This is a genomic window from Microcoleus sp. Pol12A5, from assembly GCF_036701435.1.
GTDB lineage: Bacteria > Cyanobacteriota > Cyanobacteriia > Cyanobacteriales > Microcoleaceae > Microcoleus.
The window spans coordinates 35335-47503 of the sequence record NZ_JAUBQU010000045.1 but is presented as its reverse complement, the minus strand read 5'-3'; the positions used below and the strand labels follow the sequence as shown (position 1 = coordinate 47503).

Below are 12169 nucleotides of genomic sequence, written 5' to 3'. Positions count from 1 at the left end.
GACCCCATCTTTTTTTACCATAAATCGGTCTAACCTGCTTCAGCTAGGGGTTTTGACGGGGTTGTCACCCCGTCAGGTAAATAACTGCTATCAAATTCCTTTATAAGCTGTTGGGCCTTTAAATTGTATCTCAAAAAAAATCAAAGTTTTGTGGGGTGGGCGTCCCGCCCGCCCTAAATATACAATTTAAATGCGCGACAGCTTAGCGTTTCTGATAAGAGACACCTATGAAGCTAGCTACAAATCACACTGGGATAGTTTCTCGAACAGCTTTCGAGAGGGTTTGATCGACGGCATTGTGGGTTTTGAGAGTGCTGTTAGATCGTTCCGGTGCAACGGGAATTGATATGAGTAGCAATGGAGACGATCGCCGGAAAATGTTTCAATACCAGCCGTTCGCCCCCAAGCACCTCAAAATAGACTTAATATTATCCGCTAATCAAACGATTTTCTCGCTAGAAAGTTCCCCGCTAGCAGGAGGCACTACCGTATCGCCAAAAGCAATCCGCAGAAAAGGCGGAGCCAAAAAAGTCGTCAGAATCACCATGATAATAATCGACACTTCTAACGGTTTATCCAAAACCCCACTCGCGGAACCGATGCCGGCAAACACTAACCCGACTTCGCCCCGAGGAATCATCCCCACTCCGATCGCCAATCGATTGATTCCAGGCTGACCAAACACCACCCAACCTGTTACGATCTTGCCCAAAATAGCAACCACAATCAAAAATACCGCAATCAAAAGTCCCGCCCGATTATCCGGCACTGTTGGGTTCAAAACCCCCAAATCCGCCCGTGCCCCCACGGTTACAAAAAAGATGGGCACAAATAAATCGGCGATGGGTTTCACCAATTCATCCAACTCCAGGCGGGCATCGCTTTCATCCAAAACCAAGCCCGCAGCAAAGGCACCCAAAATCGCTTCCAGATGAATTGCATTGCCCAGAAAAGCCATGAAGTAAGCAAAAATAAATGCCGGGATGATAATACTGCCGCGAGTTTTGAGTTGACCCACCACCGCCGAGAAGGTTTTGTCGAAGATGCCCCCCAACAAAATCGAACCTAGCAGAAAAACAGTTGCACTGACAATCAAATAGATGACATTAACAACATCAATCTCACCGGTTTTGGCTAAACTGGCGACAACAGCCAGGACAATAATTCCTAGCACATCATCAATCACCGCCGCACCGACAATAATTTGACCTTCTTTAGAGTTCAATTGTCCTAAATCAGACAACACTTTGGAGGTAATTCCAATGCTGGTTGCCGTCAAAGCTGCCCCCGCAAAAATTGCTGGAATTGCCGCCGTGTGGAAAATCATCATCAAGCCCGCAGTACCTGCGGCAAAGGGAACTGCCACACCTACGCAGGCGACAACGGTAGCTTGAATTCCGACTTGCTTGAGTTGTTTGAGATCCGACTCTAAGCCAATTTCAAACAGCAGAATAATCACGCCTAATTCAGCCAGCACTGAAATGACTTCACTCTGCGATTCAAAGACACTGGTGAGGGCGGCAGGAGACAGATGATTAATCGATTGCAGAACTGTCATAATCCCTGAGTCTGAGGCTGACAGCCCGCTTCCGGGAAAAACGATCAAGTGTAAAGCAGATATCCCAATAATCACCCCTGCTACAAGTTCACCCAAAACCGGCGGAAAATCAAACTTTAGAGCCACTTCGGCGCCGATTTTACTGGCGAGATAAATCACTACTAAACTGAGCAAAACTCCGCTGAGGACGATCGGCGAATTTTCTGCCTCGACTGTTGCTAACAAAGGTATGGGAGCAACTATGGATGCAATCCCAGAACTTAAAGCTGTAATTGTATGGTTCCAAAACATGGGTACGATGATGGTAAGAAAGACGATTCTACGCTGACTGTTAACTGTTAACTGTTGACTGTTGACTGTGAGCCGGAAAATTGATAAGTGTTACCTATTGGGTAGGCAGTTAACTCGACATGACTATCAAGCAAAGCTTGAAGAACCCAAATCAGGGGGTACATCCTGCCACCGCCCTTGTCCGACTGCTTGAATTGCTTCTTTTAGCAAGATATCGCCGGTATAAATTGCCCTACCGACGATCGCACTTTTGACACCAATGGGTTCCAAAGCCAGCAAACTTAACAAATCGGCGATCGAACTAACGCCACCGGAAGCAATCACGGGAATCGAAATAGCGTTAGCAATTTCGCGCAAAGATTCCAAATTCGGCCCTTCCATAGTACCGTCGCGGTGAATGTCGGTGTAAATAATTTCAGCAGCCCCTAACTCTGCCATTTGCTGCGCTAATTCTGTAGCTAAAACTTCCGAAGTTTCTAGCCAGCCTCTAGTCGCAACTTTACCATTTCTGGCATCTATTCCCACCAGAATTCTGCCGGGAAATTCGGCGCACAATTCGCCTACTAATTGCGGTTGTTCGACGGCGACAGTGCCGAGAATCACCCGCCGAACGCCTAAATTGAGGATAGCAGCAACAGAAGTGCGATCGCGCATTCCCCCGCCTACTTGACAGGGAACGTCTACGGATCGGACGATCGCTTCTATGGCTGCTTGGTTGACTGGATGACCTGCTTTAGCGCCGTCGAGGTCTACTAAATGCAGCATGGTTGCGCCTTCATTTACCCACTGTCTGGCGACTTCGACGGGGTTGTCATTAAAAGTCTGAGACTTCGCGTAGTCTCCCTGATACAATCTGACGCATTTTCCATCCAATAAGTCGATCGCGGGAATTACATTCATAATTTTTCCTCAAATTGGTAATTATACCAGTTAAAAAAAAGAATGCAACTTTATGCAATCTACCAACTCATACACAATCATTCATTCCGACTTCTCAAATCTAAAATCTCAAATGGTATTACCCATTACCTTTATTTTTTACATTCGCAACCGCTATTCAAATGAAATATAATCGCCGAAGACAGCGTTGACCATAAAGGAGTATTGACCTCGGCTTTTTGCAAACCTTCGGCCGTCCAGTCGTTGCAAGTTCTCAAAAGTGAGTAACTGCCTTTTGCTTCATAAAAACTGTCGCTGTTGTCGTAGCCGTAGCTAATTTTCATTTTCTTACCTGCTGCGTCTAATTGGAATGTATCTTTAAGAAAATTTATTATTTTAATATAATTCGCTCCACTAATTTTTACACATTTGGTTTCAATATTTTGTGGAGTAACCCGATAACCTTGAACGTGTACAGTAGACGGAGTAGGGAGAAATAGGGCTTTTAAAGCTGTAACTGGGTTGATACTTCCTGATGTGGGAGTTTCCAGCATAAAAGCTCTATCTCCCCAGCCAAAAGATAGATATTTATAATCAGAAGTGGCATCCCGCCCTATTTCTGTTAGCGGTAAAAATTGATTCCAGTCAAAATATTCATTTTTAACTGGAACAATGATTTCGGTGTGAATGCCTTGATTGGAAATGTATAGAGAGATTGTGCAATCTGCTTGCGAGTAATTGCCCCACTTTCTAGGAGTGAGATAGCCAATTGTTAGGAAAGCAGTAAAAGATAAAATGACAATTCCTAAGCGCTGTATGTTTTTTCTCATTTTAACCGTAGGTTTCAAATTCTGGCTTCGGATGGCGGGCGCTGCATCTTTGTGGGGAAGAATTCTTGCAAAGCAGAATTGCGCTGTTCGGGGGTTTCCCTAGCCCAATTCGACAAACTTTCGTAGAAAAAGAACGACACGCCAGCGAAATCTCTTTTTCGCACTTCTTGCACTTGTTCTTGAATTTGTTTTAGGGGAACAGAATTATTTTTAAGACCAGTCAAAATGCCGATCGCAGTTGGAATGTTAAATTTAGCCAATTTAACTTCTTCCCGTTCCAGTTCGGCACTAAAACGCTTGATATCGCTGCGATAAACCTGCAACACAATTTCTTGGATGTAGCCGCGTCTTTCCCAGGTAAACCAGTCCTGCAAGTGGGCGGGTAAAGAAAAGTGAAAAGGGTTCGGAGATAAGCTGACAATACATTTTTCTTTGCGGGATTTGATGGCGCGGGAAACTCGCCCCATGAAGTCGTTAATTTTGTCCGCGCGCCAGCGCACCCAGAAGGTTTCGCGGGGGTCGTCCGAGGGAGGGCTTTTGATTTGTTCTTGATACATTAACACTGTTCGTGGGTCGTAGCCAAATTCTACTGGCAAGCCGAAATGGTCGTCAAATTGAATGCCATCTATATTATAGTTATCGACAATTTCTATGATTAAATCTAAGATAAATTGCTGAACTTCTGGATGAAATGGATTCAGCCAAACTCGATCGTGTTTGCCTTCTTTCCAAATAGTTGAACCGTCGCGTCGCTGCGCCAGCCAATCGGGGTGAAGTGTGGCTAATTCCGATTCGGCGGGAGCCATGAAACCAAACTCAAACCAGGGGATTACTGCTATACCTTTTTGATGGGATTGTGCTATAATTTCTTTGAGGATGTCTCGGTCTTCCAATCCGGGCGATGGGTCGATCAACTGTCCGAATACTCGTTCGGCTGCCGCACTCGGATAAAGCGTATAGCCTCCTTGCCAAACTGTGGGGTAAATGGTATTGAAATTGAGTTGATCCAGTCGATTTACAGCGTCAATGATGTTGTTGCGGGAGAACATAACGTCGCTGTCAATGTTAGTCAGCCAGACGCCGCGCAATTCGGTTGTTGGAGCTTGGGGGCGGGTTTGAGCTAACAGACGCGGGGATAATATGGCGGAGGAGGTAAGGGCGATCGCAAAAACAACTATTAAAGCCAGTATCCGCTGCCATTTGTGCAATTTAATCATCAATTTGTCGCAAATATGATTATTTTTAGACTGATATTTTACCGTATAATTAGCTTGTTAGGGTGCGTCAGCGAGGGTTATTTTATTAAAAGTCACTCGAACATTTCGTGACGCACCTACTATTTTTGATATTATTGGGGGTCAAGGATGGTACCCATAAATAATATTGTTCGTGTAGTATCGTCTTGAATGGCACAAAAGAATGGACGGTTTACATTCATTTCAAAAGGCAAACTTCTGATTAACTCGACGGAAGTCACTGCGGCTGCTACTGTACCTTCTTCGTTCACTTCGACAAAGGTTTTGTGTTTTACTGAATCTACTGCTACGTTGACATCAGTCATCAGAGAAAACTCGTCTTTTGAGGGCTCAAAAATTCCTGCCATTCCCAAAGCTATGAGTGTGCTTTTGAGTTCAACTTTATACTCTATTGTGAAGCGGGGTATTTCAATTATACAATTTCTTTCTCTAAATTCTTGCATCCATTTATTCCAGTTTTCGGCTGTTAATTGCTGCGAGAAAGTTGCCAAATTGGTATTGGAGTTTGGCAAGAAAATATACATACTCAGAGCGCCTTTTTTGCCGTAAGGTAAACTGACTGCTTGAAAAGTGTCTGTTGCGTAGCACCGATAAAAGCCGCTCTGGGACATCATTAGATGCTGTTTGGAACTGCTGTCTGTTAAATAAAAAGTTTTGTTGGCAGTTTGAGATTTATCAAAAGGCGTTTGCCAGTTGCCTTTGAAATAGATGGCGTCAATCAAAAACAAGACTGGATCGAGGCTAATTTCCTCGACTATTTGATCAATTTTTCCTTGAGTTTTTTGGCTTACCCACTTGTTAATGATGCTAGGAGCTTGCGGACTCGTAAAATCTATTTCGGTAAGATTAGCGTTGTAGTATTCTTGATTTATTTGCAGAAATTCTGGTTTTAAGGAGAAGCCTTGTTTCGCCCAAAGCGAGTTGGCTATTAATACTTGGACATTGGGGTCATTTTTTTGCAAACTGTTTTGCAAATTTTGATTGGCTGCGTTGATTTCTTGGGGAGTCATTCCCGTAAATTCGAGAACTTTTGTCATTTCTTGTTTGGTTTCTCCGCTGACTCCGTTGTATGTCATTGACAGTGCGAGGGCGACAGAAGTAGGGGAAATAAAGATATTTTGATTCGGCTGTTGTTTGCTTAGGGTGTTGAACAAGTTAAAACCAAATTTGGTATTAGCTGCAACAAGTCTGGCGTCTACATTTATCTGGTTGTTAGGGGGTGTCATGGCTACAATTTATGAGTGATTGGGATTTGCGAGGTTGATTGCGTTAATTTTTAGTGGCGGCACTAATACTGCGAAAATTGCTAATGTAATGATGGCGGCAGTAGCCAGCCTGGTTTTCTAAGACATAACTGTTATCTCTAGTTGTGGAGTTATCTTACTTTACTATTATGACTTACCTGTGTTAATTAATTTACTTTGACTGCTTTTATTGTGACCTACATTTTTTGTTTGAGGCTGTAGGCGATAATTTAACTGACGTTTAAGGGTGGTGATTGTCCCCTAAAATAGGGTATATAATGGTACTTGAGATTGTAGCCAAGGAGGGCATCATCTTTTATGAAAAGAGCTTTGTAAATTTATATTGATTTTTTTGTATGATTCCCAGGCGCTAAGATTTGCGATCGCCCAACGAGAATAAAGTTAATAAATTCTAAATTTAATCAAAAAGTTACCCCGGATACTTAATCATAACAAAGATTTAAGATATGACAAGTTAGTAACAATCAAATAGTTATAAGATTGAAATTGTTTTTGAGTCACAATCATATGAATCCTGATTCTCTCCGCACTTTGGGCGTACCGCCGAATGCTTGGAAAGTTGATGCCAAAATTGCCGATATCACCCGCTCGCAACTTGACCCACAAATTGTTACTTTAGAAACAGAAACTAAAACCCTGCGTTTGGACTTAGCCAAAGCTGCAATGTTGGTGATAGATATGCAAAACGATTTCTGTCATCCCGACGGTTGGCTGGCGCATATTGGCGTAGATGTAACCCCCGCCCGAACTCCAATTAATCCTTTAATAAATTTGCTGCCCAAATTGCGATCGCACGCAATGCCAATTATTTGGATAAACTGGGGAAACCGCCCCGATTTGCTCAATATTAGTGCAGCTTCCCGTCACGTTTACAATCCCACAGGCGACGGCGTAGGTTTGGGAGATCCGCTGCCAAAAAACAACGCACCTGTACTGATGGCAGGGAGTTGGGCAGCGCAGGTTGTCGATGAATTAAAACCCAAACCGGAGGATATTTGCGTTGATAAATATCGGATGAGCGGCTTTTGGGATACTCCTTTAGATAGTATCTTGCGGAACCTCGGCAGAACTACACTTTTCTTCGGAGGAGTAAACGCCGATCAGTGCGTGATGGCTACCCTGCAAGATGCTAATTTCCTCGGTTACGACTGTATTTTAGTCAAAGATTGTACAGCTACGACATCGCCAGATTATTGCTGGCAAGCGACTCTTTATAACGTTAAGCAATGTTTTGGTTTTGTGTCTGATTCTCAGGCTATGTTAGAAACAATTAAATAGCAGTCCTTAGTTCTTAGTCAGCAGTCATTAGTCACTAAGAATAAATTTTTGAGGCTAAGCTCGCAACTACTGCACTTACGGCTCAGCAACAAAGAAACCGGGTTTTTGCGGTTTTTGTCGCCTGTAACACATCTTCTCAGTAAAAACCCGGTTTCTCGCCACCCATGCGTAAGTCCTAAACTAATGACTCTGGATCGCTCGCTAATCATATCAGAAACATAAAAACCGACAACTCACAATAAAAAAATGACAAACCAGTGTATGATTCCAGTGGTAAAGTCTCCGCAAGACTACCAAGCATTTCGCATCAGTCCGGGCGATACTAATAGATTAGCTATCGTCTTCGATCCGGTAACAGCTAATGTTTCATTAACTGTTTGTGTGGAGATTTTCGATGCGGGCGGCAAAACTCCTCCCAACCGCCATCAATTCGCAGTAGAAATGTTTTTTGTACTCAAAGGAAGAGGGCAAGCAACCTGCGACGGCAAAACAGTTAGTATTCAACCGGGAGATAGTTTGTTAGTGCCTCCAACGGGCACTCACGTAATTGAGAATACGGGCAGCGAACGTTTGTACGCTTTGTGCATCATGGTGCCGAATGAGGATTTTGTAGAACTAATTCGCAGCGGCACACCAGTCGAACTCGATGACGAAGATATGAGAGTTCTAGGGCGATCTGATGTACTCGTATCGTGCTAGTTTTGTAGTAGGGACTTTAGTCCTTTAATCTCGTTCATAGGTAGAGCGTTGGAACATATATGTAGATGCTCTACCTAGTTTCTCTTTTCCAGGTAAAATAATTTATGAGCGTTGTTTTTCACATTACTCAAAGCCAACAATGGGAAGAAGCAAAACAGCTTAAATCCTATCGCGGTGATACCCTAGACTCAGAAGGATTTATCCACTGTTCGACTCTGCCGCAAGTTGTTAAATCTGCCAATAAGTTCTTTGTTGGTAAAAAAGGATTGCTGCTGCTGTTGATTGACTCGGAAAAAGTAGAATCTGAAATTAAATATGAATTGGCTGCGGGTGAAAATTACCCGCACATTTACGGGCCGCTGAATGTTGATGCTGTGTTGAAAGTTGTTGAATTTGAACCGGGTGCCGATGGCAAGTTTGAATTGCCGGAAGAATTAAGAAATATTGTTTAATATTCTGATTTTTGGCCATTGTCAACTAACTTTTTAGGGCGTGGCTCAAAGCCCACCCCACGGGAAAGTTAAATTTTGTCGAACGGGCATCTTGCCCGTTCTAATTTCTGCAATATATCAATTTAAACTTACTAATTAACTAACTCTTTCGCCAATTTCAGCGCATCTTCGGGAGTCGCAATTCTCCCTTCTACCCGCGCTAATTGAATCTCCATCAACAATTGACCGATGCGCGGACTTCTGGGCAATTTCAAATATTCCATTAAATCATTGCCGCTAACTAACTGTGTGGGATGAGCAACAATATCATCAGCATCCAGATAGCGATTAATTAACAGTGAAATATTCTCAACCGCCACTCCCGCCGCCACGGCTAAAACCGCTAAAACTGGAAATACTATTCCCACATCCCGAAACAAAAAATACTGTTCTCGCAAAGACATTTCGGCAATAGGTTTGGCTTGCACTTGTGGCAAGTATTTCAAAAGCTCGATCGCACTTTTAATCTCCGCATTGCTGTACTTCAGCCGCTGCAACTGGGTTTCAGCAATTATCGGGTCGGAATCTGCCAAAATAGCCAGCTTCGCGACAGCCAACAAAGGCGTTTTAATTGTATCTCGAATCTGACGCCCGAATTCCTTGCCTAATTCCGGGTAAATTGCCGCTACTTTGTCAGCAGATGCGTCAATTTTTGTCAAAATATCAAAACGGTCGATCGCACTTTCAAACCAAATCGAAAATAAACCGTCTTCGCAACCGCGACAAATCCAAGGAACACCATCAGGATTGCTCAACAAATAACCCAATTCCGTCCGCACCCGTTCCACCGCTACCCGACTCAACAGCGGTGCTAATTCCCGAATAGCCGATTGAGTTTCAGGTTCGATCGCAAAACCCAACTGCGCCGCTTGGCGGTAAGCTCTTAATAACCTCAGCGGATCGTCCTCCAAATTTGACCGCGAAACCATCCGCAGCAAACCCAAGCGCAAATCAGTTTGACCGTCCAAAGGATCGATGATTTCTCCGGTAAAAGGATTGCAGGCGATCGCATTTATCCGAAAATCCCGGCGCAGCAAATCCCCCTCCAGACTCCCCCCTTCCGCCTGCGCCAAATCCACCGTACCGCCCGCAAACACCACCCGCGCAATTTGGCGTTCCGCATCCAACAAGACAAATCCACCTTTCGTGCGATCGGCAATTTTTCGAGCTGTTTTCACCGCCCGTGTTAGCATAACGAAATCCAAATCAAAATAGTGCGATCGCCTCCCCAGCAACGCATCCCGCACTGCACCGCCCACCAGATAAGCAGGCGGTGTCAGCAGTTTCAAATCAAACGGCCAAGTATCAGGAGATAATGAAGAGGGCAAATTAATCGGCATCGCAACAAAAATCTACTTTCCTTACAAACAATTAAACTCTTGCTACGCTAGATTAACAGAAAGCTCAAATTTCACCAATCTTTTTGAAATGCACAGAGGATATCAAGAATGTGTATTTGTATTAACTGCCACTATGTAGACCGCTGCTTCACCTACCACGCCGTAGAAGAACAGCACGAACAGCTTCACCTCACCGAAACACCCGATTTCGACCCCGTAGAACCGACAATCAACGTCAACATCCGCCCCCGCCAAGATGAAGTAGAAATGGAATGGGATGTAGTTGGCTGTCAGAGTTTCAAGCAAGAGACCGGCAAATGGGCAAAATTGCGACCAGGCGAACTCGTCCCGACTTAAGGCAGAAGTAAGAGGAAAGAAGGAAGAAGGAAGAAGGAAAAAATAAAACGCTCTCATTTTCTTGTTTCTTCTTTTTACCCAATTTTCCATTTTCAATATTCAATTTCCAATTTTCAATTACCGATGCCAGATTCCCTATGCCCTATGCCCAATTACCCATTCCCCATTCCCAATTAAAAATCTAAAATCTAAAATCTAAAATCTAAAATCCAATGTGCTATTGCTTAAACCCAACTTGTCAGAATCCGCACAACCCAGGGGATGCAGAATTGTGCCAAAGTTGCGGCTCAAAATTGTTGTTAACTATTGACGCAGAAACGCCATCAGCATCTCGCTACCGAACCATAAAGCCGATCGGGCAAGGAGGCTTCGGCCGAACATTTCTAGCAGTTGATGAAACCAAACCCCTGATTTTTTCGCAGTGCGTAATCAAGCAATTTTTGCAGCAAAATACCGCCGCCGAAAAAGCCGCTCAACTATTTCACCAAGAAGCAGCCCAGCTACAAACCTTGGGAAAACATCCCCAGATTCCCGAATTAATCGCGCATTTTGAACAAGACGGGAGACAGTATTTAGTACAAGAATTTATCGACGGTAAAAACCTAGCCAGAGAATTAGAACAAAAAGGAGCATTCACCGAAACTCAAATTCGGCAAATCCTCAACGATTTATTGCCCGTGCTCCACTTCGTCCACAAATCCAAAGTTATTCACCGCGATATCAAACCAGAAAATATCATTCGCCGCCGACTATCTCCAACTCCTTTACCCGCCTTAGAAAATTCCTATCAACCCTCTCCTTTCCAAAAAGATATTGTTTTAGTAGACTTTGGTGCAGCTAAGAAAGTAACAGCAAACGGCTTGCAGCCAACTGGTACAATCATCGGCAGTGCTGCTTATACAGCCCCAGAACAATTGATGGGGAAAGCAGTTTTTGCCAGCGATATCTACAGTTTGGGCGTTACTTGCATTCACTTGCTGACTGAAATTCCTCCCTTCGATTTGTTTGACAGTACAGAGGATTCTTGGGCTTGGCGGAATTATTTGAAAACCGCTGTTAGCGATGATTTCGGCCGCATTCTCGACACCATGCTTCAAAGTGCCACCAATCGGCGCTACAGTTCAGCATCAGCAGTCATCCGGCACTTGAACCCCAAACCGGTGTATTTAGACGCACAGCCGGTGCTAGACGCGCCGGAAGCGCCCGCAGAACGGGTGCTTACACCCGCGCCCGGTGTGTCGCTTTTTACTCGCCAAGAGCAAGCCGAAATTCAGCAAGCTTTGCAAGAGGATCTCGCCCCGTACAATGTTACAATCCAAGTCAGTCAAGCCAAGCAACAGCTCAATATCGTCATCAACAGAACCGAAGACAACCCCGTTTACTATCCGCACTTATCTCAAATAATTGCCACCAGACTCACCGATTTGGAGTTAAATAAAGTCGCAGCCGTGAAGCTGTTGGGAAGAGTCAACAATTCTCGCCGCCCGGAGTGGAAGCAAATATTGCAAATCGATCCCAAGATTCAATTGAGAAACAAACTCGTGCGGCTGCAACACAATCAATTAGTCAAGAAAATCGCCCCTGTTGCTACCCAAGAATTTTGGCTGCCGAAGTTGAAAACTCAGGATTTTTGGATAGATGCGCTAATGTTTGCTTTAGTTTGGTTTATCTTTGGCTCTCAAATAGTCATTTTTAATTCTTGGTTTGCGCTAATAGTTTCTTCTGGTTTTATGGCGGTGAAGCATCAAGTTTCCCAACACAAAGAATTTGCAAATAAAAATTTATTTGCAAGTTTAGTAGTGCTGTTTCTGATGACAGGGGGCATGGGGAATTCCAGGATTTTAAACACGGGAATATTTGGCATTCTTTTGGGTTGCTTAGTTGTGGCTTTGCCTCTGTTTTTTGTTAAGGAAAATTATCAGTAA

General features: G+C 43.9%; 11 protein-coding genes. 5 read left to right on the top strand and 6 right to left on the bottom strand.

The window, feature by feature from the left end:
* Positions 1-439 precede the first annotated feature (439 nt).
* The 5 genes from QUA45_RS14420 to QUA45_RS14400 form a co-directional block, all read right to left on the bottom strand.
* Positions 440-1849 carry a cation:proton antiporter gene (locus QUA45_RS14420; protein WP_333098573.1) on the bottom strand — a complete coding sequence of 470 codons (1410 nt, stop codon included), beginning with the start codon at positions 1847-1849 and terminating at the stop codon, positions 440-442.
* 126 nt (positions 1850-1975) lie between these two features.
* Positions 1976-2749 carry a 1-(5-phosphoribosyl)-5-[(5-phosphoribosylamino)methylideneamino]imidazole-4-carboxamide isomerase gene (gene hisA, locus QUA45_RS14415; protein WP_333098575.1) on the bottom strand — a complete coding sequence of 258 codons (774 nt, stop codon included), beginning with the start codon at positions 2747-2749 and terminating at the stop codon, positions 1976-1978.
* 131 nt (positions 2750-2880) lie between these two features.
* A complete protein-coding gene (locus QUA45_RS14410) occupies positions 2881-3558 on the bottom strand; it encodes a TIGR02117 family protein (protein ID WP_333221221.1) in 678 nt (225 codons plus the stop codon).
* A gap of 14 nt (positions 3559-3572) precedes the next feature.
* Complete coding sequence (locus tag QUA45_RS14405) at positions 3573-4775, bottom strand: glycoside hydrolase family 10 protein (RefSeq protein WP_333221219.1); 1203 nt, start codon at positions 4773-4775, stop codon at positions 3573-3575.
* Between the two features lie 131 nt (positions 4776-4906).
* Positions 4907-6040, bottom strand: a complete 1134-nt coding sequence (locus tag QUA45_RS14400; RefSeq protein ID WP_333221217.1) for a serpin family protein — start codon at positions 6038-6040, stop codon at positions 4907-4909.
* A 531-nt stretch (positions 6041-6571) separates the two neighbouring features.
* Here QUA45_RS14400 and QUA45_RS14395 point away from each other — a divergent pair.
* From QUA45_RS14395 to QUA45_RS14385, 3 genes are all read left to right on the top strand, one after another.
* Positions 6572-7357, top strand: a complete 786-nt coding sequence (locus tag QUA45_RS14395) for a cysteine hydrolase family protein (protein ID WP_445305316.1) — start codon at positions 6572-6574, stop codon at positions 7355-7357.
* A 261-nt stretch (positions 7358-7618) separates the two neighbouring features.
* Complete coding sequence (locus QUA45_RS14390; RefSeq protein ID WP_333147193.1) at positions 7619-8056, top strand: cupin domain-containing protein; 438 nt, start codon at positions 7619-7621, stop codon at positions 8054-8056.
* A gap of 104 nt (positions 8057-8160) precedes the next feature.
* The gene (locus tag QUA45_RS14385) at positions 8161-8508 is read left to right on the top strand and encodes a DUF952 domain-containing protein (RefSeq protein WP_333098588.1); all 348 of its coding nucleotides are present in this window, start codon (positions 8161-8163) and stop codon (positions 8506-8508) included.
* 131 nt (positions 8509-8639) lie between these two features.
* Here QUA45_RS14385 and QUA45_RS14380 read toward each other — a convergent pair whose 3' ends face one another.
* Positions 8640-9887 carry a CCA tRNA nucleotidyltransferase gene (locus QUA45_RS14380; RefSeq protein WP_333221215.1) on the bottom strand — a complete coding sequence of 416 codons (1248 nt, stop codon included), beginning with the start codon at positions 9885-9887 and terminating at the stop codon, positions 8640-8642.
* A gap of 108 nt (positions 9888-9995) precedes the next feature.
* Here QUA45_RS14380 and QUA45_RS14375 point away from each other — a divergent pair, with 108 nt between their 5' ends.
* Together QUA45_RS14375 and QUA45_RS14370 are read left to right on the top strand one after the other, a co-directional pair.
* Positions 9996-10244, top strand: coding sequence for a Ycf34 family protein (locus tag QUA45_RS14375; RefSeq protein WP_333098591.1), 249 nt, complete (start codon positions 9996-9998; stop codon positions 10242-10244).
* 212 nt (positions 10245-10456) lie between these two features.
* The gene (locus QUA45_RS14370; protein ID WP_333221213.1) at positions 10457-12169 is read left to right on the top strand and encodes a serine/threonine-protein kinase; all 1713 of its coding nucleotides are present in this window, start codon (positions 10457-10459) and stop codon (positions 12167-12169) included.

Bases quoted from the DNA above. Each gene is read 5' to 3' on its own strand.
- QUA45_RS14405 (WP_333221219.1), bottom strand. From the start codon at position 4,775: ATGATTAAATTGCACAAATGGCAGCGGATACTGGCTTTAATAGTTGTT.
- QUA45_RS14370 (WP_333221213.1), top strand. From the start codon at position 10,457: ATGTGCTATTGCTTAAACCCAACTTGTCAGAATCCGCACAACCCAGGG.
- QUA45_RS14420 (WP_333098573.1), bottom strand. From the start codon at position 1,849: ATGTTTTGGAACCATACAATTACAGCTTTAAGTTCTGGGATTGCATCC.
- QUA45_RS14410 (WP_333221221.1), bottom strand. From the start codon at position 3,558: ATGAGAAAAAACATACAGCGCTTAGGAATTGTCATTTTATCTTTTACT.
- QUA45_RS14375 (WP_333098591.1), top strand. From the start codon at position 9,996: ATGTGTATTTGTATTAACTGCCACTATGTAGACCGCTGCTTCACCTAC.
- QUA45_RS14390 (WP_333147193.1), top strand. From the start codon at position 7,619: ATGATTCCAGTGGTAAAGTCTCCGCAAGACTACCAAGCATTTCGCATC.
- QUA45_RS14380 (WP_333221215.1), bottom strand. From the start codon at position 9,887: ATGCCGATTAATTTGCCCTCTTCATTATCTCCTGATACTTGGCCGTTT.
- QUA45_RS14400 (WP_333221217.1), bottom strand. From the start codon at position 6,040: ATGACACCCCCTAACAACCAGATAAATGTAGACGCCAGACTTGTTGCA.
- QUA45_RS14385 (WP_333098588.1), top strand. From the start codon at position 8,161: ATGAGCGTTGTTTTTCACATTACTCAAAGCCAACAATGGGAAGAAGCA.
- hisA (WP_333098575.1), bottom strand. From the start codon at position 2,749: ATGAATGTAATTCCCGCGATCGACTTATTGGATGGAAAATGCGTCAGA.